Genomic DNA, 25,719 nt, shown 5'->3' with positions numbered 1-25,719 from the left:
ATGAGCGAGAAACTGATTGTGAAGACCATGGAAGAATTCATGGCTGAGGGCAAGCAACCGGAAATACTGTTTTGGGTGGGTTCTGCAGGTAGTTATGATGATAGGGCTAAAAAGATTTCAAGGGCCTTTGTAAAGATATTGAACAAGGCCAATGTAGATTTTGCCGTTTTAGGACCTGAAGAAAGCAATACTGGGGATGTGGCCAAACGTGCTGGAAATGAGTTTTTATTTCAGATGCAGGCTATGATGAACATAGAAGTATTGAATGGTTACGAAATCAAGCGCATTGTGACCTGTGACCCGCATTCATTCAACACTTTAAAAAACGAATATCCAAGTTTGGGTGGTAATTATGACGTAATTCACCATACCCAATATATAAAAGAGCTGATGGATTCCGGACGCCTATCCCTTGAAGGGAAAACCTATAAAGAAAAGCGTATTACCTTCCATGATCCATGCTATTTGGGGAGGGCCAATTCAGTATATGATGCTCCTCGGGACATTCTCAAGAAAACCAACGCGAACATCGTTGAGATGAAACGTCATAAGAAAACCGCATTATGCTGTGGTGCTGGAGGTGCCCAAATGTTCAAAGAACCGGAGAAAGGCGATATGGATATCAATGTGATGCGCACCAAAGACGCTTTGGAAACTAATCCAAACATAATAGCAACGGGTTGTCCCTATTGCAATACCATGATGACAGATGGCATAAAGGCCCACGAAAAAGAAGATAGTGTTACCGTACTGGATGTAGCGGAACTAATCGCTAACTCTATTTAATATGCTAGTAGATTTTAATTCCCTACCTGATACCTCGAGAGTTTGGATTTACCAAGCAAACAGAAGCTTTACCGAAGCAGAAATTGAGGAAATTGAACAATCGTTAGGTGAGTTTATCACCCAATGGACTGCACATGGGGCACGGTTGAAAGCAGGATTCCTAACTCGATATAATCGTTTTATAATTATTGGTTTGGACCAGTCGCATGCTGGCGCTTCCGGCTGTTCCATCGATGCCTCGGTGCATTTTATACAAACCCTTGAACAGAAATATGGCGTGGATTTATTGGATAGGATGAATGTATCCTTTAAACAAGGGGAATATATTGCTTATAAAACATTGAAAGATTTCAAAAAAATGGCAAAAGAGAAAGCCATATCCAAAAATACTATTGTGTTCAACAATCTTGTAACCAATAAAATGGAGTTTCTGGACCATTGGGAGGTACCCGCAAGCGAGAGTTGGCATGCACGATTTGTCTAGAACAAAATAAAACCGTGTAACAGCAATAGATTGACAATAACACAAAAATATCCACATGTTTAAAAAGACAACGACAGCCTTGGCTTGTTTAATGGCGCTATTCTATGGCATGGCACAAGAAAACACTTTAAAAGAGAGCCTTATTTTTTACGCCCCTTTTAATGAAAGTACCACAGCTCAGGTCGCGGTGGGAGATGCAGAGATTTATTCGGCTTCGAGCAGAAAAGAACTTCAAAACGCTATAAAAGGTTTGGAAGGCTCCAATGTGATTTTCGTCAAGGATATTGGTCTTAGCGGAGGCGCATTGGATTTCAAGAAAAAAGGGAAGCCTGTTGTATTTTTTGATGCATTCCGAAATATGGGATATTCTAAAGAATCCTGGAGCGGGGCAATTTCTTTTTGGTTACAACTTGACCCAGCAAAGGATTTGGAACCTGGATTTTGTGATCCTATACAAATAACCGATGTGAATTATAACGATGCATCTATTTGGGTAGATTTCACTAAGGAAAATCCAAGGGATTTTAGATTAGGCGTTATTGGAGATTTGGAGTTATGGAATCCAAATAAAATTGGACCTGACAACAATCCAGCACTCGAAAAAAGGTTGGTGCGGATGAAAAATCCTCCTTTTAAGAGAGGTGAATGGACCCACATCGTGATTAACTTTTCAAATCTAGGCGCGGACTCTTCGGAGTACCAGCTCTATGTAAACGGAGAGCTACAAGGCACAAAAAAAGATATTGGAGATTTGTTTACTTGGGAAGAAGAAAAGGCAAAAATTTTTCTTGGACTCAATTACATAGGCTTAATGGATGAACTTTCAGTTTTTAATCAACCATTGTCTGCAGAGACTATCAACATGGTATATAAGGTCAAATCTCTTGGATTATTGATAGAACCCTAGAAATCTTTGACAGGTGAAAGAGAGTCCATAAACATGTAATTTAGCCTTAAAATGTCTTAAATACTGGTCTTTCTTCAATGAAATACAATATTTTTACATGCATAAAGTTCACATTCTAGATAGACCTTTATGCGGATAAACGTTTACTTTCCTCTCCTTTTATTGTTTTTTTTGGGAGCCAAGGCACAAAACCCTTTGGTTGCAAAGGATACTTTGGCTCAAATGGAATGGGTTGACAATACCTATAACAATTTGACACTTGAAGAAAAGATAGGTCAACTTTTTATGGTTAGCATAGGGTCCAACAAAAGTGTAGAGTCTACCAATAGAATACAATCATTAATAGAAAATCAACATGTTGGAGGTGTAATCTTCTTAAAAGGAGGACCAGTTCAGCAGGTTAGGCTCACCAACGAGTTTCAATCAAAATCCAAGATACCTCTTATGATTGGGATGGATGCGGAATGGGGACTGGCCATGAGACTGGATTCCACCTATGCCTTTCCTTGGAATATGACCTTGGGTGCAATTCAAGATGACAAAATTGTTGAAAAAGTTGGGTTTCAGATTGGAAAGCATGCCAAAAGAATGGGAGTACACATCAATTTTGCTCCAGATATTGATGTAAACAACAATCCACGAAATCCTATTATTGGTAACCGTTCTTTTGGAGAATCACCAGAAAATGTTGCAAATAAGGGCTTGGCCATAATGAAGGGCATGCAAAAGGCTGGGATTCTTGCCTGTGGCAAGCATTTTCCTGGCCATGGAGATACCGATGTGGATTCCCATAAGGCACTTCCCATAATTGATGCAGACAGACAGCGATTGGATTCAATAGAGCTATATCCGTTCAAATATCTGATTAAAAATGGATTGAGTTCCGTTATGGTGGCCCATTTGGATGTCCCCTGTTTGGAAAGTAGGGACGGGCACCCTTCCTCACTATCAAAAAGTATCATTTCGGACCTGTTAATAAAGGAACTCGGATTTGAAGGCTTGGTCTTTACTGATGCACTAAATATGAAAGCGGTATCCCAATTTGCTAATGAAGGGGAAGTGGAGCTTGAATCGTTTTTGGCGGGTACCGATGTGCTTTTGATGCCTCAAAATCCAATGGAATCCATCAAACGATTTATAGACGCCTACAATACGGGTAGAATTTCGGAGTACAGGTTGTCTCTTTCGGTGAAAAAGATTCTAATGGCCAAATACAAAGCTGGTCTTCATACTTATGTTCCAGTTGCTGAGGAAAATCTGTTAAATGAGCTGAATGGAGTTGAAAATGACATCATTTACGAAGAAAGCATTGAAAAGGCCTTGACTGTTGCTAAAAACAACTTTTCCTTGTTGCCCATAAAAAACTTGGAGAATAAACGAATTGCCTATGTACAGTTTGGAGATGCAGATGGGTCACCCTTTTATGATATTCTTTCTAAATACACCAAAGTCACTTGGGTAAAAGAAAAGAATATAGCGGATTACAGGAAGGAACTGGCAGAATATAATCTTGTCATCATTGGATTCCACAAAAACAATGACTCTCCTTGGAAATCTTACAAGTTTAGTGATACGGAGCTGTTTTGGCTTCAAGAGATATCAAAATTAAGAACCAGCAATACCATTTTAAGCATTTTTGCAAAACCATATGCCCTGTTGGATGTGGTTAACTCTACTACCATCGATGCATTACTGATTGGGTATCAAAACAGTGAGCTCGCTCAAAAAAAGGCGGCCCAGGCGATTTTTGGTGCAATAGGGGCAAATGGTAAACTTCCAGTTTCGGTTGGGTCCACTTTTCAGGAGGGTACAGGGTTGGAAGTTAAACCTATTCAACGTTTGGGGTATTCAATTCCGGAGAAAGTAGGAATGAGTTCTAAAAACTTAAAAGCAGTTGATAGTCTCGTTCAAATAGGTTTAGATTCTTTAATGTTTCCAGGGGCTCAAATTCTCATCGCCAAAAAGGGAAAGGTGATTTACAATAAGAATTTTGGGAAACCTACATATGGTTCAGATGGGAAGGTAAACAAAGACCATATTTATGATTTAGCATCTTTAACAAAAATTCTCTCAACCTTACCTATGATAATGAAAATGGAAGAGGAGGGAAATATTGCGTTGAATGATACTTTCAAGGAGTTGGTTCCAGAATATGAGGATTCAGAATTAAAGGATGTAACTGTACTTAAAGCACTTTCGCATTATGGCCGATTACCTGCTTGGATTGCTTTTTACATTGATACTTTATCAGAAGACAGGAAACCCTCACCGGACTTTTATAGAAACCATCCAGCTGAAGGATTTCCTTTTAAGGTCGCCGATAATCTTTATTTAACCTCTGCCTATAAAGATTCCATTTACAATAGAATTGGCAGACAAGATTTAAAATCAAATCGTTATCGCTATAGCGACGTGGGTTATTATGTCTTTAAGAAATATATTGAAGAGTTTTATGGGAGCTCAATTGATGAACTTGTTGATAGGTTTTTTTACCGTCCCATGGGGCTTCAATACACTGGGTTTAACCCTTTAGGGAAGTTCAAGAAAAACCAGATAATCCCCACTGAAGAGGATACATACTTCAGGTACCAAACCATCCAGGGGTATGTGCATGACATGGGCGCAGCCATGCAAGGTGGAGTAGGAGGCCATGCCGGTTTGTTCAGTAATGCCAACGATGTGGCCAAAATTATGCAGATGTATCTACAAGGAGGAGTATATGGCGGCCGACGTTTTCTCAACGACCGAACTATTCAAAAGTTCAATACCTGTTACTTTTGCCATAAGATGGTGAGGCGGGGTGTAGGTTTTGACAAGCCACAATTGGAAGAAAAGGGACCTACCTGCGGATGTGTTTCACGAAAAAGTTTTGGACATAGTGGTTTCACGGGAACATATACATGGGCAGACCCTGATGAGGAATTGATTTACGTGTTTTTATCCAACCGAACATTTCCAACAGCAAGTAATACCCTGTTGATTAAGTCGGGATTGCGAACAAGAATACAACAAGCAATTTATGATTCCATTATCAATTAAAAGATGAATTAGCGCTAGATTTGTCAATATGAAGATTGCAATAGTTTGTTATCCAACCTTTGGGGGTAGTGGAGTTGTCGCTACGGAATTAGGAATTGCATTGGCCGAAAGAGGTCATGAGGTTCACTTTGTTACCTATAGACAACCGGTTCGACTTGGTTTATTGAACAGTAATATCCATTTTCATGAGGTTCATGTACCGGAATACCCGCTCTTTCACTATCAACCCTATGAATTGGCATTGTCAAGCAAGCTGGTGGATACCGTCAAACTTTATGGTATAGAGCTGTTACATGTACATTACGCCATTCCCCATGCTTATGCCGGATATATGGCCAAGAAGATGTTGTTGGAAGAAGGCATTTATGTCCCTATGATTACCACTTTGCATGGTACGGATATCACGTTGGTTGGAAAGCACCCATTTTATAAACCCGCTGTTACCTTCAGTATCAATAAATCAGATATTGTGACTGCCGTTTCCGAAAATTTGAAACAAAGCACATTGAAAATCTTTGATATTCAAAAGGAGGTAGAGGTAATACCAAACTTTATTGATTCGAAGAAATACAGTCAAGAATATACAGATTGTCAACGTTCGTTAATGGCCAATGAGGATGAGCGTATTGTGACACACATCAGTAACTTTAGAAAGGTGAAGCGTATTTCGGATGTTATCGATGTGTTTTACCGAATACAAAAAGAAATTCCTGCAAAACTCATAATGGTTGGAGAAGGCCCCGAAAAAGAGGGGGCTGAGCTTCAATGTGATAAATTGGGAATTGCTGAAAAAGTAATTTTTCTAGGGAACAGCAATGAGATTGATCGTATCCTTTGTTTTTCGGATTTGTTTTTACTACCATCCAAATCAGAGAGTTTTGGTCTTGCCGCACTGGAGGCGATGATAAACAAGGTTGCCGTTATTTCCAGTAATACTGGTGGAATTCCGGAGGTCAACATACAAGGTGTCTCTGGCTTTTTGGCAGATGTAGGAGATGTTAATGAAATGGCAGCAAAAGCCATTCACATCTTAAAAGATGACAATGTGATGGAGAAATTCAAGGAAAACGCCCATCAAGTGGCTTTGAAGTTTGATATTCTCAACATATTGCCATTGTATGAAGAAGTGTATGAAAAGGCTTATAATTCCAGATATAAGAACACCTATTAAGAATGAGAGTCTTAATTTTCATAGCGTACTTTATTGTTTCCTTGACCCAGACTTCCTGTAAATCACAAAAACAGGGCATTGTGGAAGAAGAGTCTCAAAATGATCCAAGAATTACATTGGTTGATTCCGATGATTATAGCGGTTTTTATGAAGCGGAGACCATGGTTATCCGTGATATGAAGTCATTATCCAAGTTTTACTCCCAAGTAAACAAAACTCGAAAACCTGGCTTACCGGTCCCAACAATTGACTTCACTAAACATACCGTCTTAGCCATCTGTGCTGGAGAGCAAAAGCCTAATAGTAAAATGGTACTTTTTTATGGAAAAGAAGAGGGTAATCGTTTGAAAATCAATATGAAGGTCAAAAAATCAAATGCTTTAAATGAACCGGAGATTACTGTGATTTCCTATCCGTTTTATATCTATACAATTCCCTTTACCGACAAATTAATCGACTTTCAGTATTCAGAGTAAGGGCCTTTTTGCCGATTTTTCCCACTTAACGATTTTTGAAGCCATTGAAAGCACAAAAATGGACTATTTTGACACCTGACGTAATTTTGTAACTCTTAACCTCAAATCAATACTTATGAAAACGTTTAAGGTTACGGCAATATGTTTGCTATGTATTCCATCAATCTTTTTTGGTCAGGAACTACAACTTACCAAAAAGGACACCATCGTAAAATCCTCTTGGATGGTTTCGTTAGGAATGAATGTGGTTGATGATTCGGGAGATGAATTTGGAAACTTATTGGATATTCGCGATGGTTGGAATGCTGTTCCCTTTCCATCAAGAATTAGTATTGGAAGATATTTCCAAAATGGTTTGGGTTTGGAGGCAATAGGGACCTATAATCAATATAGAGAAGGAAAAATTGTTGACAATGTTGTAAATACTGAAGACATAGATTATTTCGGTATTGACTTTAGAATAAGTTATGATCTGAATCAAATTATAGGTGAAACTGGTTTTTTTGACCCATATGTGGGTATTGGAGCAGGTTATACGGATGCGAACAACCAAGGACGTGGAACGTATAATGGTGTAGTAGGATTTAGAACCTGGCTCTCAGATAGGGTAGGACTGGATTTCAATTCTACTGGAAAATGGGCCATGAGTACTGAAAACGCAACAAATCATATACAACATGCCATTGGTGTGGTGTATCAATTTGATATTGAAAAAGGTCTTTCACCCAAAGGAGAAGAAAAATTGGCACTTTTAAAAGAAATGGAAGCTGAACAAAAAAGAGTTCAAGATTCTATTGCTGAAAAGGAAAGAGCTGATGAGGAGGCAAGACTGTTGGCGGAAAGGTTGAAAAGGGAACAAGAAGCAGCAAAACTTGCAGCGGCAGAAAAAGCTGAGCAAGAAGTAGCAGAGAAAAGAAGGGCCGACATTGAAAATGAAATCAAAGCACTTGGTAATGTTTATTTTGCTTTGAATTCTTCATATTTAACTCCCAAAGACAAAACTACTCTGGATAAACTGGCCTTGATTATGGATAAGTATCCGAAATTACGAATTGAGGTTTCTGCTCATACAGATTCTAGAGGTACGGACAAATACAACCAATGGCTCTCAGAAAGACGTGTAAAACGCACAGTTGAGTATCTTTTGAATAAGAAGGTAGATGCGAGTAGATTAAAATCGGCGGCTTATGGCGAAGAGCGCTTGGTCAATGAATGCAAAGATAAAGTGCCCTGTTCTGAAGCAAAGCATAGCGAAAACAGACGGTCCGTCTTTGCTATAGTCGAAATTTAACACCAAACCCTTAAGGATTTACGTATCAAATGTCCAGTTTGCTTTTACTGTAATAAGTGCTTGACTGTTCAAATTCCTCCACAGCATATTGGTGCTAGCAGGTGATTCTTAGAAAAAGGACCAAATAGTATTCTCACTTTATATAAGGCAATGGAAGTTTTGAATGAATGAGGTCACTACCAATTCAAAAGCCTAACTACCACGAAAATGGGTTATTGCTAAAGACCGGCATGATAAATACTGGGTATTACAAGAATAAAAAAATTAGTTTTTTAGAATCTGTAATACACCTACTATATAAATGGACTCTTTGTTCTTATCCGACCTTGGGGATGGCCATAATTCTTTCTTTGAAACGATAGAACACCGTCGTGTCATCTTTTACGTTCTTATCAACACACATACCTGCTTGTATCACATTGTTGTTACCTATTTCAACTCCAGGTATAGTGAAAGAACGAATACCGAAATAATTATTATTCCCAACCTTGACTGATCCCGCTACCCCAGCTACGGAGAAGAAGTTATTATCTCCCACAACACAGTCATGACTTATAAAGCAGTATGAGGTAAGGAGATTGTAGCTGCCAATAGTGGCATATTTTTCCAGCATACAAAAAGGACCTGCAATATTGCCCTCACCAATGTTCAAATCGTCCGGTTTTACTACAGTATGGTGAAAAAAACTACCAATTGTAGCATTCTTTGATTTTAGGGCATTAATCATCTTTTCCCTGAAACCAATATCCATTACAGCTATCAATACCTCTTCACCTTCTTTTGGCTCATAAGAATCTATATCGCACAGAACAGGAGCCTTAAAGTTGTATTTTTTGTAATGATCTTCAATATGGTCGGCATAATCGATGTAGCCCAAAATATTGATTTTGTTCTCTTCTTTCGCTAATTTGTTATTGTCTTCTATATAAAATGTTACCTCAGAAGCGCAGCCCCCGGTACCTAGTATGATTACATTTCTCATATTTGTTTTTTTATCAGTTACTCAGTTAAGAGCTTTATTTTATTTCAAAGAATTGTGATTTTTGGAAATCTGTTTTATTGGTTCATGTTTTCGAAATACTATTCTAAAGGTTTAGATTGTATTCTCTATCAATATTAAGGCATTTAAGCTTATTCAAAAAATGGGGGAGGAAAAGTTTTTGAGAACTTAAAGTTATAAAACCCACAGCAAACTAGTAAACAAAAAGAAGCTCAAAGTGCTTAAGGTTCGTTAAAACAGACCCTGTTGTACATTGTTTTATACCTACATTTTACTTTTTATGAGGTCCTTTAAACCCTGTATGGTTCCTGAGTCATCTACTTCTTCTGCCGATAAAGCCACACCGTATTCAGAATCGCAAAGTGCAATAATTGATAGAACGGTCAATGAATCCCAAGCATCAAAAGAATCGAGGTCATCAGTAAACTCAACCGATTCCTCTTCCAATATCTCAGCAATGGATGTCAAAAAGTTTTCCATATTTTTTTTAGTTGTTATAATCTATTGTTTCACAAAAATCTAAATGCCCAATGTCCAAAACCAGCGAAGACCAGCTCAAACCATTACCAAATCCACAAAGGCATATTTTATAGCTTTCGTCCTTTAATTTTTCACCCAAATTGAAAGACATCAATGCAGGAATTGTAACACTTGCAGAGTTGCCAAAATTCTCAACTAAATTATTCGGCATTTTTTCGTTGGGTACACCCATGGCATTGGCCAACTGCTTTACCATAAATTTATTGGGCTGATGGAACATGAAATAGTCGATATCTTCCTTGGTCGTACCAGCTTTTTCCAATAGGTTATCAATCATTGGGGGTACCTCTCGCTGAACGAAATTGAATACTTCGTCCCCTTTCATATCTATATGGTCCAAAGCTTTGTAATTACCAGCTTTATCCTTTACAAGTTTTCCAGTTTCTTCGTTGGAAGGTTGTTTGAACCCTCCTGCGGGAATAATAAGTGCACTCGCTCCAGAACCGTCAGATTTAACAGAGCCGTATATTGTATTCCCATCTTGGTTTTTTTCCACAATGGTAATGGTCGCTCCATCTCCTGTAAGTGGACCACTACTTCTATCCTTATTGGACACCTTGATACTCAGAATATCCGCATTTAGTACAACCACCTTATTGATTTCTTCCTGTTCCAATAACATAAAGGCATGGTTAAGTCCATAAGAATAACCTGCACATCCCTGATTGATATCACTACAATAAATGTCTTGCTTAAGGCCTAATTTGCCATGTATGATATGGCTTGTTGAAGGCATGAAATGATCGGGTGATTGAGTGACCAGTATCAGGGCATCGATATCTTCTTTTTTCAACAGGTTTTTCTCAAAGAGATGGTTTAGACCGAACACACATAAATCTGATATGGCTGTACCTTCTTTTACTACTCTTCGCTTATTAAAGCCCATGACCAACTTTAGTTTCATAGATTGTTGTCTAGTAAACTCGTAGTTGTCTATTTCGTCGTCAAATTTGATTTCCTTTTCCGGGAAAACCGTGAGAATGCCCGTTATTTTTTTGTCTGTAAACTTTAGATTCATATCCTATTGTTTTAAAACCAATTTTAAGGTTTGATTTTGACTAAAACTTAGATTTTAGACTCTTTTAGAAATAAATCTCTACCCGGTTGGTTATGATTAATTCACTAATTGTTGCTTTTTTGGTCGATTGAATCTATAATCTCCCCAACATTCTTCCAATTTTGGATTTCTCCAGATTTGAATCGAATATCAAAATGCTTTTCCATGGCATCAACCAATAGTACATGCATTAACGAATCCCATTGATCTATATCCGCCGCTTGGGTCGATTCATCGAGAACGATTTCTTGATTGTCCAGAGTATCTATGAAGATTTCATTTATCTCTTTCAACACTTCATTTCTTGACATATCCTATTTTGTTTCTTGTTTTGTTATATGACTTTTTTTATCTGCGTATTCGTTTACATCTAAAATGTAATAAGGCTTTTGATATTCAAAGCCCAAATCCTTGTAATGATTTTCTACCAATTTGTTTTTAGGAGTTGGAATGTACTCTCCCTTTAAGAAATCAAAGTTATTTTCTTTTGCAAAGGTTACAATGGTATTTAGGACAAAGTTCTCCATTCCTCGTTTTAATACACGACAACTCATAAACCAGGTATCAATAAACCACGTTTTTGGGTCTTCTTTTTGAAGAATAATGGCACAAATCAACCCGTTGTCACCAAATCTATCTTCCAACGTAAAAGAAAATGTCGCGTAATCTTCAGAATTGGCCATTTGTTCCACATCCGATTCGGAATACCGAACTGTTCTAAGATTGAACTGATTTGACCGTTGAGATAATTGCGCTATTCTGGGTGTGTTGAATGGCGTAAAGGGTTCTACCTTTGAGGTCATGGCCAAGTTCTTTAAAAAATCGTCCTCATTTGTGAATTTTTTATGGGCCTTTACACGTTCTGCCTCTATCTGATACAACTTGGTTCTTTTGGCATCCTCGCCAGAAAAGGATGTAGTCTCAAAAAGGTTTAGACCATAAAGATATTCCAGATAATTTGCTGGGTCTTCGGGTAATTCAGGGACAAGAACGTCGGGCAGGTTTTCCCGTACGATGTTTCTTTCAAAAGGATTATCGTCCAAGAACACCATTGAATCAAACCCAATATTAAGAATCTGCTGTATTTGACGAATATTATCTGCCTTGTTCTCCCAATTGGCCACAAATACAGAGATATCTTCCAATCTCAAAACCATTTCGGGATGTTTCTCGAACGGTTCTTTTGCAACGGACTCCGTGTTTTTACTGCAAACCGCAATGATTATGCCCCTGTTTTTTAGCTTTTTCACCCATTGCTGGAACTCCGAAAAGGCTTTTCCAATTCCTAAACTTCCAACCTCAATATTTTCAATTCCATCATCCCCAATAATACCTCCCCATGTAGTGTTGTCCAAATCCAAAATCAGACATTTCTTAATCTTTCCCTTCAACCCATTGATTATGGAGATTGTCCTTGCTGCAATCTGCGGTAAAGCATCAATGCCCAGCACCATTTCGGTGTTTATGTATACTGATGGATTGAATAACGAGGCTTTTCCTATCTGGTTTTGAATTGATGAAAGGTCGCACAAAAACAAACTTGGCTTTTTAGCTGCTAAAAGCATAAGCTCGTAATTGAGTTTACGTAACTGAAACAAAAAAGAGGACTCGGCTTTATTGGCGTAATTTCCAAAAACGGAATCATCTATTTCCGGGTAATTGTAATAGATGATTTCAGCTTTTATGTTATCCGTAATATTGGCATAAAGGTCCTCAATGGCATTTATCTGATTTTCTGCAAATGAAAGGTGCTGATCAGAAGTTGTTTTGTTGTATTTGGACAGCAGTTTATGTGAAGATTGGAAGAGGATTACGATTTCAGGCTCGAAGGCATAAAGCTCTGAAGAAGGATCTAATACTTGTCTTTCTATCTGATTGAAGTCGGCTTCCCATATGTTCAAGTGAATCCCATAGTCGTGACCCAAACCTTTTAAGGCTTGTTTCAAAAACTGCGTAGCGGTATCGCCCAATAAAGCTACTTTAATATCCCTTAGATCGGTAAAATCCTTTTTTAAGTTCTTTTTTAACTGTATGAAGTTTTTCATCAGGTCAATTGTAAAATGATTAACGTGCCAAACTTGTTTATCTTTTGTTGATTTGCGAAATAGTTTTTCTTAATAGTATTTGCGATTGCTATATTCTCTTAGATTAATCCCATATACCTTCTGGAATAGGTTTTTCCTCAACAATTTCAATTAGTAGGCCATCAGGCCCCCTAACCAAAAAACTGTTTAAACCATAAACAGGATCTGTTTTTATTTCACGGACGATTTCAGTGTTATTTCCACTTATATGATTATAAATCGGTTCTATTTCTGGAAACGAAAACGCTATATGGTTTATGGACGTGCCGTCCGTATTTGAAAAACCTTCACTGGGATACCATGTGCGTTCTTGGACTGGTCTCCCGTTTACCATTATATTGATGTTATCTACAGTCAACCTGTTCCATTTAAACAGTCCATTGCCCCAGGTTTGTGCTGAGGGACTTTCTGGGGACAAGCCTAAATTTGTTTTGAACCAATTCATAGTTTGGTCAACATCTGATGCCAATAGGTGTATATGTTCAAACCTATGGTTTTTATTCCCAGTAAATACTTCCACAACTTCTTTGTTGGGACCATAGAAATACATCCAGTGGCTGTCATTCAAAGGATTGATAGGAGTGTGTACCTCTATACCCTCCTTAACTCGCCAATCAAATTCTGATTGGCCGTCAACTCCCGACCAACCAATATGCCAAAGGCTTGTTCCCAAATGACTCTTAGGGGCTTCACTTACTTTGTTCAATAAAAGAAAGGATTTCTCGGTAAAAAGGGCTTCTGCCTTTCCTCTATAATTTAAGCAAGTAGCCCCAAAAAATTTTTGATAAAATGAAATGGACTTATCAATGTCCGTTACGTTAAGCCGTATATGGTGAAAATTCGCCTTGAACATTAAAGATTTTTTGACTTGAGTTAACTAAAAAAGCTGTTTTTCAGGATTAGATTGGATTTTCTATTCTACGGTACTCAGGGAAATAGTTAGTTGATTTGTCAAATTGTCCTCCACGACGTTCCTGTCTTACCAGTTCATGATAAACCTCTGAATTAGCCTTGAACTTCCATACTTTAAAAGGAATTTGTTTTTTTGAAAACCCTGATTTAAAATAAAACAGCGAGTCTTTTCTTCCACCTACTCCGCCACCAAGGTTAAAATATCTAAAATTTTCCTCCGTCCCTTTAATCCGCATTTCATCAATCAACAGTTTAATAGGATTTAAATCAAGATATTTCTCGCTTGTACCTGAAAGGTGGTATTGGATGATACCATCCTTTTTAATAAAAATGGCTCCACCAGCTACTTCTTTGGTATCGTTCTTTAAGGCCAAAAGCAATTCGGTTTCAAAATCGGGACAATTGAATAAGTCTAGGAAATAGGCTCTGTCAAAGAAGTAAGATTTGTCCGCATTGACACGAACCATATTTTCTTGATATAGAGAGATAAAAGTATCCAGATCTTTATCCCCATCTGCTTTTTTGATACTGTAAGTCCTTCTAGATTTATTGATGTAGGTTTTCAGTCTTTTATGATATTCGGACCTCTGACCCTCCAAACTAGTATTTAGATTCAGATATATAACATTCCCAATTGCTTCAATACGCCCCAGTTGATTGAGACAATCGTTCTGGCGGGAAATAAATGGATTTAATCTTGAAAAAATAGAGATGATATCGTTATCCATACAAAATTTTTCCAACTGCATTTGAAAGTTCTTACAATCATAACCTGAGGGAATACCTTTAGTGATTGGCCCTGGATAACCGTAAACGGAAGTGGCATCATAATAGCGAGTGCCATCAATTTTCCTTAGGAGTAAGGGGAGAGCTATAATCTTACTTCCTTCGGCATAATGAATCAAAATAGGTTCTTCATTCTTTTTCTTGGCAAGTTGATGGTATGAGTAACTGTGATAAGCATCCTTAAAATCACATTCATTAACAACACTATCCCATCTTTGTTTTTTTCGTATAATTTCTAAAAAAGAATCATCTTTCGCCTCAGTTAGCATAGCTCTACGATACTGATTTCCAATCATCTACTTGGTTCCTGTAAACATGGTCATGGTTGCTTCGCCACTTTCAGAGACACCTTCTCTTTTGAATACTTTAAAAGCGGTCTTGAAAAGAATTTTTAAATCTGTCCAAAAGCTTATATTATTCACATACCAAACGTCTAGTTCAAATCTCTTTTCCCAACTAATTGCATTTCGCCCATTTATCTGGGCCCAACCCGTAATGCCCGGTTTAACTGTATGTCTTTGCCTTTGAAAATCATTGTATAGCTCCAAATAGTGTTCCCATAGCGGTCTTGGTCCAACAATGGACATATCCCCCATAAGAACATTAAAAAGTTGTGGAAGTTCATCGAGGGAAGTGCTTCGTACTATAGCTCCTACCTTGGTAATCCTATGCCCATCAGGAAGGTATAATTCCTCCTCATTTTTTGGGTCTCTCATGGTTTTGAACTTGTAAAGGGTAAATATCTTTTCGTTTTTACCCGGCCTTCTATGCAGAAAAAAAGGCTTACCTCTATTTGCAATTGCCAAGAAAATGGTAGTAGCCAAAATTAAGGGGGATAAAAGTACTATCAGAACTAACGCAAATAAAAAGTCAAAAGTTCTTTTGATAAGGCTTTGATACATTTTTGTGTTCTTTAACGGCTGTAAAATTATGTCAAGCTATGGGTATTCAAAAAAATATAGTTCTACTACCTATATCTTGGATAAGATTGTTAATTGCGATACTGATTAGGTTTTATAATTAAAGGATTTACGTCAACCCAAAGTTATGTTTAAAGTTAAAAAACCATTAGGTATGGATGTGCTACTTTTCTTATACTCTTATCAACAAAGAAGCTAACATATTGACTTATATAATAATAGAAGATTTTTAATGCCATAAGGTTTTCTACTATCTGTTTTCTAGTTTTTAGTTGAAATTTGGTTTGAAATTGAATCAATTACATCTACAAATTCACTACACAAAATCGACTTATCGTATTTGGTCTCTGCCAATTTTCTTGAGTTTAATCCCATTTTTTCCGTAAGCTTCGGATTTGCTTTGAGATGTAAGATTTGGTTTGCCAATTCTTCTGGTTTTTTTGGGTCAACAAATACTCCGCATTCATTTTCCTCAACCATTTCTTTGGTCCATCCAGGTGAATTTACGATTATCGGTTTGCCGGCTGATAGCGAATCAAAAAGCTTATTTGGGGAATTCGTGGCCAAAATGGGCAAATCTGCAAATGTGACAAGCGCCACATCGCATAAGTTTACGATTTCAGAAAGCTGCTCTAAATTAAAACCACCCAAAAAACGTGCATTGTTTATACCGAGCGTTTTGCATTTTTCCTTTAAAACAGCTTCGGTCGCGCCACCTCCCATAAATACGAACTCAATATCTTCATGTTCTTTCAAATGTTTGATGCCCTCGATAATATAATCCATACCGTTGGCTATTCCCATGGCACCAAAATAAACGGTCTTGAATGAATCCAGTTTTAACCCAAGTTTTTTAGTCAGTTCCTCATTTTTTTCACGAGACCAAAAGACATCAATTTTGGACATATTTGGAATCATGGATACTTTGTTTTCAGGAGTTCCAACCTTTATGACCCCCTCTTTCATTCCTGGAGACAAAGCAACTATATGAATTGCGTTTTTATAGATTGTCTTTTCAAACCATAAAGCCAGTTTAATTGCCAGTTTATTATTGAGACCACCCATTTGTATCGGAACCTCGGGCCAGAGATCTCGTACTTCAAAAAGGAAAGGCACTTTTTTAAGTTTTTTGACCACTAAGGCAGGAAAACCTATGGTTAGCGGAGTAGAAGTGGCAAGCACCAAATCTATATTTTTTTCTTTTAGGGCTATCCTTGCCGATTTTAGCATAAAGCTTACAAAAGACTTCAGCCTGTTCAGTATACTCATGGACTGGCTATAGGGTACCTTCACATAAATGACATCAATACCATCTACGTTCATCCTTTTTACTTTGGTGTCTATTTTTGTACTGGTGGTCAACATGGTTACTTGATGACCATTTTTTATCAGTTCTTGGCTAATCCAATAAGACCTTGTTCCCGCCGTGTCTCTTGGCGTCAGGAAATACTGGTGTATGTAAAGTATTCTCATACTAAATATCTAATATTGTTTTTAAAGTGTTTCAAAAGAACGAGCAAATATATTTCTAAGCACGCTTATATAATTCTTTGGTCAACTAAATTCTGTATTTTGAGTAATCTGTTTGTACATCTCATGATACCTATCACTGATAAATGACCATGAAAAAAGGTTGAAATCAATTTTTTCTAAATCAATTGTACTGTAATCTTCAACTAATAACAAGATGCTTTCCATTAAGGTTTTAACTTTGGGATTTGGCGCTCTTTGTCCAACTTTTGATTGGAACATTCCATCTACCGATTCGTTTTTTAAATACATAATAGGAAGACCTTGAGATAGTGCCTCAAGGTAGACCAGGCCAAAAGTTTCTGATTTTGATGGTAGAGAAAAAATATGATTTTCGCGATAAACGTTCATTAACTCATCCTTGTTCGAAATTTTTCCCAGGTATGAAATGAAGTCTCCATTTTTTTTGGATAGTTCCTTAATCTTTTCCTCAAAGGCACCGCCAGAACCTACAATGGTCAGTTTGAAATTATGCCCCATTTTATTCAGGGAAACAACTGCGTTGCACAAGTTCAACGCATTCTTTCTTTGGGTAAGCTTTCCAACATATAAGATTTTATTAGGTGCTAAATCTTTTTTGTTAAGTCTGTCCTTCAGCCAAAAATCTTCTATACCGTTGAAAATGATACTAGATTTTTCTGAAAATTGTTTTTCATATTTATGGATGACCGGGTGCCTAAAAAAGCTCTTTTTTAGAATTGGCGTTATGAATATTATTTTTTTGGATTCCCTCAATATTTCCAATGCCAAACCAATCAAATCCTTACGATACCTTAGAAAACCAGCTATATCGGTGGCCCGGACAGCGATGATGTAAGGTATGCCATACTCTTTTTTGATTTTTAAAGCTACCGCTCCATCACTGAATAAGGTGGTAGCATGGACAATATCGAATTTTGATAAGGAAACCTTTTTGTCCAGATCATTGTATAAATAACTTATTTTTTTTCTAAACAGTACCCTATGATACTTCTTAAGCGGTTTTGATTGAATAACATCAAGATTCGGAATATCAAGTTCTACAAATTTTGTTGGCATCGCATAAGACCTGGTAGGGCAATAAACTGTTTGGTGAAAAGGATATTTAGAAAGGTCTTTATATAGATTTCTATGAACAGCACTTCCATAGAAATCGTTACAGATATGAAGACAATGCATACTGTGGCTAGTTGTGTATTGATTGCCAAATTTAGTTCGCTTATTTGAATAAGAGTAGCAGTCATCTTTTAAATCTTCAATTATTCGATAAAAACAGTATTTTGACCATTAAGTTGACTGCCTTACATATTTTTTAATTTATTTTACCCCCGATTTTTAACTCTGGTATCGATTAATGATAAGGCTCATAAGCACCATAAACGACTACTGTCTATACCTGCTTGTATTTTCTGTAACTTTTGAATATTGGGATCCCTTTAAGTTAGTTGGGTCCTACTCGGTTACATTTTTTATGACAATGTTCTATTTTGCTACTTGGGTGCCATTGATTTCAAAGAATTTCAGTTTTCATCCTCTCAAAAAGTTTGTTATTCCTCTGCTGTTATTGATTGTTGTTGGCTTTGTTTTTTCTGCGCTCAATTCACAATATGTGGATGAAATGAGGTTTGCATTTCATCAGAGGGCACTTCTTTTGATTGTCTTAATGACCTTTATAGCGTCTCATATCTACAATAAACCAAAGATTTTACCTTTTGTCCTGAACTCCTACATTGCAAGTATTTTGTTACTTTTTTTGTTGGTTACTCTAGGTCAGGGTGTAACCTATATACATGGTAGGATTTATCTGTTTGGGGAAAACCCAAATGTATTGGGAGTAAAAGCAGTTTTAGCCTTTCTGATAGCCATGTCCAAACTTATTAGCAACTTTTCTTTTAAAAGGATGGCTATTATTGTCCCAATTTGCCTACCATTTATTAGCTTGACCGTTTTATCAGGCTCTCGTGGTGCTTTTATTTCCATGTTCTTGGGTTTGGGTGTACTGCTTTTTTTTAGGAAAACCGGGGTTGTAAACAAATGGGCAATTTTTATTATTGGAGTTTTCGCCTCTAGTTTTCTAATATCTTACTTATTGGAGACCAACCCTGTAATAGCATCGCGGTTGTTGGAAACGGTTGAAAAAGGTGATACTGGAAGAAATGTTCTATGGGATGCAGCTTTTAATATTATTGCTGACCATACTATAATAGGCACCGGATTTGCTGGAGTTATTCCCATGATGTATGCCTATTCTGGCATCCCTAAAAATCCTCACAATATTTTTCTTTACTTGTTTATTTCATGCGGTCTTCCAGGAATACTCTTGTTTATCACCTTTTTGGTTCGTTTGGCCAAGTCACTTTTAAGGCACTACAGAGTATATGGAAATTCGTTAAACCTTGTACTATTTGTTATTGTCATTTTTAATATGTCCAAACAAGGTGGGAGTATAGGAAAAATATTGTTCTGGTTGTTTTTTGCCATTTTGATAGGATCAACTGCCCACGTATTACCAAACTATAATAAACAAAAAAGACTTACCGAATGAACATACTGGTTATATCAAATAATTATCCCTCTTCAAAATACCCTTCGAGAGGTGTTTTTGTTTATAATCTTATACAGCATTTTTGCGGGCTTGGACATAAGGTAACCGTAATCTCCCCTGAAACCTTTTCAATGACAGGGCTGTTTAAAAAAAAGAAGTCTTACGGGGTTGAAAAATGTACAGTCTATCGTCCAAAATTTCTGTCTTTATCCAGTATTCAATTAGGATCTTTCAATACATACCGAATTGCTGAACTTGGTCAGATAAAGGGGATAAGAAAGATTATTGATAAAAACAACTTGGAATTTGATTTGGTGTACACTCATTTCATGATGAATGGCATTATTGCGGCCAATGCGGTTAACAAATACAAGAAACCTATCTTTTGCGCAATAGGGGAAAGCGACCTATTAAGTTTTGCAAAGAGATATTCAGAAACTTATTTTAAAGAAAGTATAGGCCGATTGAAAGGATTCATAGCGGTTTCCAATAAATTAAAAGGTCAACTAATTGATTTCGGTGTTTCAGAGAACAAAATCTTTATGAAACCCAATGCTGTAGATTTAACCAAGTTCTATAAAAGGAACAAAGAAGAGATGAGGAACAAGTACAACCTTCCTACGAATCTCAAACTTATTGCCTTTGTTGGTAGGTTTATGGAGCATAAAGGACCTTTACGCGTATTGGAAGCAGCTAAAGATTTAAAGGATGTGGGCATTCTGTTTATTGGAAGCGGACCTCAAGAGCCTCAAGGTCCATCCGTGGTATTCAAAGGGAGTGTTCCTTCTTTTCAAATTCCCGAACTGCTTTCTTCGGCAGATCTATTTGTTCTACCAACCCAAAAGGAGGGTTCCTGTAACGCAATTGCAGAAGCTATAGCATGTGGATTACCTATAGTATCATCTGATATTCCTGAAGTAAGAGATCAATGTGACCCTTCATTTTCCATTTTGGTAGACCCCATGGATGTAGAAGCTCTGAAACATGCAATTGGTTCAATCATTGAGGACGAACAAAGAAGTGAAGAAATGTCTAAAAAAGCATTGGAAACATCAAAGGACTTTGAAATAGGGGAGAGGGCCTCCAGTATACTTGGTTTCATCTCAAAAACTATAAAATCATAAGAGGAATGAGTAAAGGCGTCACTTATGGTAACCCTATACAGATGCATTTTCAATTTTCTAACTGTCTAGTTTTTAAGTCTTTGTGACTCAAATGAAACTTCTTAGGGTAAACAATCAAAAAAATGGAAGACAAAAAGACTATCATATATATAATGTCCAATCAAAGGTCTGGATCTACTTTGATTGAAAACATTCTTTCCAAATCTCCCCAAATAGTTTCGATTGGGGAATCTTTTCTTTTGGGAGGTTATATTCATAAAACTGGGCCAGGTAGCAGTTGTAACTGGACTTGCTCTTGTGGTGACAGTTTGGATGATTGTACATTTTGGAACAGTGTATACCAAAGGTTAAATATTTCCAACGCAAGGGAAATCAAAAACACTAAGATTGTCTATCCAAAGGGAAAAGATATCGATTACCAGAAGGAACAAAATGAAGATGTAAGGTCATTGATGAATCTGATTTACAAAGCTTTCTTTGATATAACTGATTGTGATGTTTTGGTGGATTCGTCCAAAGAAGCTTTTTATGGAGTTTCTCTTTATCAGAATTCCCCTTATACGTTTAAGTTCATCTATTTGAAGAGAGATTTAAGGGCGGTCACTCTTTCTAAACACAAGTGGCGAAAAAAATATAATAAGAAAAACATTGGGTTGATAAAGTTGATATTGGCCAACTATAGGCATCGATTACAATGTAAGTTGATGTTAAGAAAAGTAGATAAAGAGGATGTATTTAATCTTTCCTACGAAGAATTTTTCAAGGACCCTCAACTTGTTTTAAATCAAATGTCAGATTTTTTTGGGTTCAAGACTTTTGATATGCCAGAGTTTATGGAGCTGAGCAACGATCATACCATAGCTGGAACACCAAACCGTTTCAAAAAGCGTAGAATACAATATGATGACCAGTGGGAAAATGATTCAAAAAAGCGGCCCTTTTTTAATGCTTTGGGTTTTATGCTTAATAAACTGGGATGAGCTTAAGCGGTAAAATCAAAAATGCCGGAAAATGGCAAGCGCTGTCAGTTGTCTCCATGAACCTTATTCAACTGGTTTACTTCGCTATTATGACCAGGCTTTTATTTAAAGAAGATTATGGATTAATGGCCGTGGTTAATGGTATAATAGGGATTGGTAATATTTTTATACAAGGTGGCATGGGGTCCGCACTAATACAACGCAAGAATATTACACATAAGCACATCAATGGGGCACTTCAAACAAGCCTTTTGATTGGATTTTCCTTGTATGCACTTTTTTACTTTTTTTCACCTTATGTTGCTTCCATCTACAATGATGTTAGACTAGATGCTTTAATAAAAGTGGCATCATTGAATCTTATACTTCTTTCCCTAAACAACATTTCACTCAATCTGCTTTTTAAAAATTATTCCTTTAAAAATGCATCTTTGGTCAATATCGTTTCCAATATATTGGGTTACAGCTTGGGCGTTTATTTGGCCTTGCAAGATTTTGGGGTCTGGTCTCTGGTTATTGCCACCCTGGTGGGTTCGTTTTTCAGTACTATTGCCTTGTTTTATTTTGCACCAATAAAGATCAGTTTGAAGATTCATTTTAAAGAGGCGAGTGAGCTATTTGGTTTTGGTTCTGGTATGATTTTATTGTCCCTAAGTAACTTTTTGTCCAATAGGGGCTTAAATCTTGTTTTTGGAAAAATCTTTACACAAGATGTTCTTGGGATATATGAAAGGACTTCAAGTTTAAGGACCCTGCCCAGCAGGTTCATTTCCAATATTATTAACAAGGTCATGTTTCCCGTGATGTCAGAAATCCAAGACGAAGACAAAAGATTGATAGAGGTTTATAAATTTGGACTTGGCTTGGTCAATTCCATAATGCTGCCTACCACAGTTTTTTTAGTTTTTTTCTCACCGGAAATAGTTCAAATATTGATGGGTCCTAAATGGACTGACGTGGTTGTACCACTGCAAATAATGTTTCTTGTACTGATATTCAATAATTCAGGCTCAATGACAGATTCTGTTATTCGAGCTAAGGGACTTGTTTATAAAAATGTAAGTCGCAAGTATATTTTTACAGTGATTATTATTATTCTATCTGGTGTTTTAGGCTATTTTTTTGGAATCAATGGTGCAGCTGTAGGTATAGTCATAAGCAACTTTATAAACTATCTGATGATGATTTTTTTAGTAAAGAAAATTTTTAAAGGATCAATCAGAGAATACTTTTATCAACCCTTAATGGCAGGGATACAACTTGGGTTTTATCTTGCCATTTTAATATTAGCATACAAATCCATATTCGGACTATGGGGAGAAACCAACATACTATTGTTTATTGTATTTGTTTTGGGATTGCTTGCCATAGCTATGGCCTTGTTAAAGTTTAAACCCTCATTTTTTGGGATTTATTTGGAAAGGGCTATTAAAAATGGGTTAAAAAGAAGTTGAATGAAAAAACATTCTTAAAATATTTTGAACTGTCAAGTAAGATATAATAATCGTAGAACGTTAGTTAAATTATGAAAACTGAAACACCAATCAATTTTTGGGGAATTGGAGCCCAAAAAGCAGGAACTTCATGGTTATATTATAATTTGTCAAAAACACCAGGCTTTGCCATACCTCCCGTAAAAGAATTTCATTATTTTGATAGAGACGTATCATATCCTTCTCCCAATTACCTTTCAATTACAAAAGCTAAAGACAGAATTGGTGATATGTCCTATTTGTTCAAAGGGGTTAAGTCCGTTTCTGCGGCAGTACTTCGTGGACAAATGAAAAAAGCAAGGTTTTACACGAAATGGCATTTTCTTGATTATAATGATGAGTGGTACAAGTCATTATTTGATATATATGAGGGAGTAAAAGGAGAGATAACTCCGGCATATTCCATGCTGTCCAAGGAAGATGTTTCCAGAATGTATGCTGTGGCGCCTGAGGCAAAACTGATTTTTATGCTTAGGAACCCCGTAGATCGGGCTTGGTCAAATTTCAGACATGTTAAAAAACGTATCAAAGGGTTTTCACTGGATGACGTAGAAGAGAAAGAAATAATAGCTTTTATGCAAAGTGAAGGTCAAGAACTACGTTCCAATTACGCTCGTACTATTGAGAATTTCACCAGTGTTTTCCCCAAAGAACAACTATTGATAGGTTTTTATGATGCCATTATCGATAATCCAAAACGGCTTTTGGATGAAGTCATCCAATTTATTGACCCTAGCACGGAGTCGAGCATAAATGAGAAGCAGTCAGAGGATGATAAGGATTCATCAATCAAGAAAGTAGTGAATAAATCTATTGAATTGGATTGTCCTCCTAAGGTTTTGGAGATATTGAAAGAAAAATACCATGATATGATTTTTGACTTAGCAAATCAATATGGAGGGTATTTTAACAAATGGTACATTGAAACCTATGGGAAACCTTCCAATAATCATGAAGATAGATTGTTTCCGACAATTCATATCGATTAATGGCTCTTGTACACGTCATTTATTGATTTTGTTAGGGTATTCCATAAAGACAGTAAATTGCAGACTTCCTTTTAATAGGAATGCCCTAGACTGAATAAGACAGATTTCCAATTTTTTCTAGCTAACTTGATAATTCAGGGGCCTAACTCCACTGAACCAAATAGTTAGCTCTCAGAATACCGTTCGCTTGTCTTTTGCGAACTTTTCATTCCTAAATCCACATAGCTCCTTACCTTAGATAGAGCACTGCCCTTCCACTTCTTTCAAAAGTAGTTTTTCCGGTTGTTATTAATCCACGAGGGTTAAAATATGAAACCTTGAATATGAAATTGGACTAACTCTTTCATTCCAAGCCAATTGTAGTTCGTATTGCATTGACGAATACCCCCCCTGAATTCTTAAAGACTGTTAAAGAAACGAGCATTACATCGAATAAAAAGTCGATGAACATCCAACGGTAGTTTTTAAAACGTATCATCAATGTTTTAAAAATGCCCCGTTAATGCATTTCATCGAAAAAAAATAAATTTTCGTCGAAGTATTTGAGTAAATAAATAATTTTATAAACCAAAATCTAGAGAGATTTAAAATCTTAACCTATATTCACTATGAATTATTGCACCTACACCCCCCTAAAGATGCTAGTAGTATTCATTGTCTTAGCGATGACTTTATCTTGTTCGCAAGAAACCGATGTTTTTGATGAGGTTGTTCTTGCGGATGTGGAGAATGAAGATACAAACGTAGAAGAAAACACCGATGATGGAGATACATCTTCGGAAGAAGAAGATTCTAACCAAGAAGATGACCAAACCGACGATTCATCAGATACCACAAATGATGGACAACAGGATTCTAGTTCTATAATATGGAACACTAATTTTGAGACTGTCCAGTGGTCCTCAAAAGGTAGTGCGGCCAATGGTATGTGGGAAACTGAAGGTGACACACAAGTTAGAAGAGTAGACGATGCTAGATTTAGTAAACAAGCCATTTGGTTAGGTGATTTTAATAATGGTAGCACCAGAAATGAGATCAAGGCAAATAGACTACTTGATTGGGGCGAGCATTGGATTGGTTTTTCCATGAAGGTCACAGAAGCACTTCCTTCGGCAAGAACATACATTCAATTTCGTAATACACGGAAATCAGGCGGAGTTGGTAAAGGCGTGATAAATCCGGTTACCCTAAGACAAAGGAACAGACCTGGTCAAATGTATTTTCAGACATCGACTAATGAGAGCAATGTTGATAAAATATATGAAACAGGCGCTTCTACCGGGACACAAAGTACCGTTTTTGATTATGAACTTGATGAGTATATTGATTTCGTCATCCACTGGGTATTAGATCCTGAGGATGGCTACTTGGAAATTTGGGTTAATGGCGAGAAGATAGTAGATGAAAGAGGTACCACAACCTATCGATATGCCCATGTGGACGGGGAACCCTATGATGGTGATGTCGGTGTACAAATGGGCTTGTATTGGGGTAAGAACAACTCCCCACAAGGAAATGCATTTTATGACGAATTTAAAGTATGGAAAGGTGCCGGAGGAACTTATGAGGATGTTTCCCCTGGTGGACTTAGCCCTAAGAACTAAAAATATTCATATCAAAAAAAAA

At 36.9% G+C, this 25,719-nt stretch carries 23 protein-coding genes; 13 read left to right on the top strand and 10 right to left on the bottom strand.

Going from position 1 to position 25,719, the window contains the following annotated elements:
• The 7 genes from CLV81_RS18280 (at position 1) to CLV81_RS18250 (ending at position 8,154) form a co-directional block, all read left to right on the top strand.
• Positions 1 to 786, top strand: a complete 786-nt coding sequence (locus CLV81_RS18280; RefSeq protein WP_211298022.1) for a (Fe-S)-binding protein — start codon at positions 1 to 3, stop codon at positions 784 to 786.
• Between the two features lies 1 nt (position 787).
• Positions 788 to 1,270: an ABC transporter ATPase gene (locus CLV81_RS18275; RefSeq protein ID WP_106147081.1), complete on the top strand. Its 483-nt coding sequence runs from the start codon at positions 788 to 790 to the stop codon at positions 1,268 to 1,270.
• Between the two features lie 55 nt (positions 1,271 to 1,325).
• Positions 1,326 to 2,177, top strand: a complete 852-nt coding sequence (locus tag CLV81_RS18270; protein ID WP_106147079.1) for a LamG-like jellyroll fold domain-containing protein — start codon at positions 1,326 to 1,328, stop codon at positions 2,175 to 2,177.
• 129 nt (positions 2,178 to 2,306) lie between these two features.
• Complete coding sequence (locus CLV81_RS18265; protein ID WP_106147077.1) at positions 2,307 to 5,216, top strand: glycoside hydrolase family 3 N-terminal domain-containing protein; 2,910 nt, start codon at positions 2,307 to 2,309, stop codon at positions 5,214 to 5,216.
• Positions 5,217 to 5,244: 28 nt separating this feature from the next.
• On the top strand, positions 5,245 to 6,387 hold the full coding sequence (gene bshA, locus CLV81_RS18260; RefSeq protein ID WP_106147075.1) for an N-acetyl-alpha-D-glucosaminyl L-malate synthase BshA: 1,143 nt from the start codon (positions 5,245 to 5,247) through the stop codon (positions 6,385 to 6,387).
• Between the two features lie 2 nt (positions 6,388 to 6,389).
• A complete protein-coding gene (locus tag CLV81_RS18255; RefSeq protein WP_106147073.1) occupies positions 6,390 to 6,863 on the top strand; it encodes a hypothetical protein in 474 nt (157 codons plus the stop codon).
• 115 nt (positions 6,864 to 6,978) lie between these two features.
• Positions 6,979 to 8,154 carry an OmpA family protein gene (locus CLV81_RS18250; protein ID WP_106147071.1) on the top strand — a complete coding sequence of 392 codons (1,176 nt, stop codon included), beginning with the start codon at positions 6,979 to 6,981 and terminating at the stop codon, positions 8,152 to 8,154.
• Between the two features lie 316 nt (positions 8,155 to 8,470).
• Here the strand turns inward: CLV81_RS18250 and CLV81_RS18245 are convergent, their stop codons facing one another.
• The 10 genes from CLV81_RS18245 to CLV81_RS18200 all read right to left on the bottom strand — a co-directional run bounded on the left by CLV81_RS18245 (position 8,471) and on the right by CLV81_RS18200 (position 18,021).
• Positions 8,471 to 9,136: an LbetaH domain-containing protein gene (locus CLV81_RS18245; protein WP_106147069.1), complete on the bottom strand. Its 666-nt coding sequence runs from the start codon at positions 9,134 to 9,136 to the stop codon at positions 8,471 to 8,473.
• A gap of 282 nt (positions 9,137 to 9,418) precedes the next feature.
• Entirely contained in the window at positions 9,419 to 9,634 is a 216-nt protein-coding gene (locus tag CLV81_RS18240; protein WP_106147067.1) for an acyl carrier protein, read from the bottom strand.
• Positions 9,635 to 9,641: 7 nt separating this feature from the next.
• Positions 9,642 to 10,712, bottom strand: coding sequence for a 3-oxoacyl-ACP synthase III family protein (locus tag CLV81_RS18235; protein WP_106147065.1), 1,071 nt, complete (start codon positions 10,710 to 10,712; stop codon positions 9,642 to 9,644).
• Between the two features lie 104 nt (positions 10,713 to 10,816).
• Complete coding sequence (locus tag CLV81_RS18230; RefSeq protein ID WP_106147063.1) at positions 10,817 to 11,062, bottom strand: acyl carrier protein; 246 nt, start codon at positions 11,060 to 11,062, stop codon at positions 10,817 to 10,819.
• Positions 11,063 to 11,065: 3 nt separating this feature from the next.
• Positions 11,066 to 12,796 carry an HAD-IIIC family phosphatase gene (locus CLV81_RS18225; protein ID WP_106147061.1) on the bottom strand — a complete coding sequence of 577 codons (1,731 nt, stop codon included), beginning with the start codon at positions 12,794 to 12,796 and terminating at the stop codon, positions 11,066 to 11,068.
• A 103-nt stretch (positions 12,797 to 12,899) separates the two neighbouring features.
• Entirely contained in the window at positions 12,900 to 13,688 is a 789-nt protein-coding gene (locus tag CLV81_RS18220; protein ID WP_106147059.1) for a VOC family protein, read from the bottom strand.
• A gap of 46 nt (positions 13,689 to 13,734) precedes the next feature.
• Positions 13,735 to 14,829: a GNAT family N-acetyltransferase gene (locus CLV81_RS18215; RefSeq protein ID WP_106147057.1), complete on the bottom strand. Its 1,095-nt coding sequence runs from the start codon at positions 14,827 to 14,829 to the stop codon at positions 13,735 to 13,737.
• Entirely contained in the window at positions 14,830 to 15,435 is a 606-nt protein-coding gene (locus tag CLV81_RS18210) for a sugar transferase (RefSeq protein ID WP_106147056.1), read from the bottom strand. It lies immediately after the preceding gene.
• 279 nt (positions 15,436 to 15,714) lie between these two features.
• Entirely contained in the window at positions 15,715 to 16,926 is a 1,212-nt protein-coding gene (locus CLV81_RS18205) for a glycosyltransferase family 4 protein (RefSeq protein ID WP_106147054.1), read from the bottom strand.
• An 81-nt stretch (positions 16,927 to 17,007) separates the two neighbouring features.
• Positions 17,008 to 18,021 (bottom strand): glycosyltransferase family 4 protein, encoded by a 1,014-nt coding sequence (locus tag CLV81_RS18200; protein ID WP_417935437.1) that lies wholly within the window; start codon positions 18,019 to 18,021, stop codon positions 17,008 to 17,010.
• 412 nt (positions 18,022 to 18,433) lie between these two features.
• On the opposite strand from CLV81_RS18200, the gene CLV81_RS18195 reads away from it, so the two are divergent.
• From CLV81_RS18195 to CLV81_RS18170, 6 genes are all read left to right on the top strand, one after another.
• A complete protein-coding gene (locus CLV81_RS18195; RefSeq protein ID WP_158259156.1) occupies positions 18,434 to 19,507 on the top strand; it encodes an O-antigen ligase family protein in 1,074 nt (357 codons plus the stop codon).
• A complete protein-coding gene (locus CLV81_RS18190; RefSeq protein WP_106147048.1) occupies positions 19,504 to 20,631 on the top strand; it encodes a glycosyltransferase in 1,128 nt (375 codons plus the stop codon). The genes CLV81_RS18195 and CLV81_RS18190 overlap by 4 nt, the downstream gene beginning before the upstream one ends.
• A gap of 122 nt (positions 20,632 to 20,753) precedes the next feature.
• Positions 20,754 to 21,611 carry a sulfotransferase domain-containing protein gene (locus tag CLV81_RS18185; protein ID WP_106147047.1) on the top strand — a complete coding sequence of 286 codons (858 nt, stop codon included), beginning with the start codon at positions 20,754 to 20,756 and terminating at the stop codon, positions 21,609 to 21,611.
• Positions 21,608 to 23,065, top strand: a complete 1,458-nt coding sequence (locus CLV81_RS18180) for a lipopolysaccharide biosynthesis protein (RefSeq protein ID WP_106147045.1) — start codon at positions 21,608 to 21,610, stop codon at positions 23,063 to 23,065. Before CLV81_RS18185 ends, CLV81_RS18180 begins: the two co-directional genes overlap by 4 nt.
• A gap of 71 nt (positions 23,066 to 23,136) precedes the next feature.
• On the top strand, positions 23,137 to 24,093 hold the full coding sequence (locus tag CLV81_RS18175) for a sulfotransferase domain-containing protein (protein WP_106147043.1): 957 nt from the start codon (positions 23,137 to 23,139) through the stop codon (positions 24,091 to 24,093).
• A 638-nt stretch (positions 24,094 to 24,731) separates the two neighbouring features.
• Entirely contained in the window at positions 24,732 to 25,697 is a 966-nt protein-coding gene (locus CLV81_RS18170) for a heparin lyase I family protein (protein ID WP_158259155.1), read from the top strand.
• Positions 25,698 to 25,719: the final 22 nt, after the last annotated feature.

The organism is Flagellimonas meridianipacifica (assembly GCF_003001695.1).
In the GTDB taxonomy this organism is placed as follows: Bacteria; Bacteroidota; Bacteroidia; order Flavobacteriales; family Flavobacteriaceae; genus Flagellimonas; species Flagellimonas meridianipacifica.
This window is presented reverse-complemented; position numbering and strand designations above follow the sequence as displayed.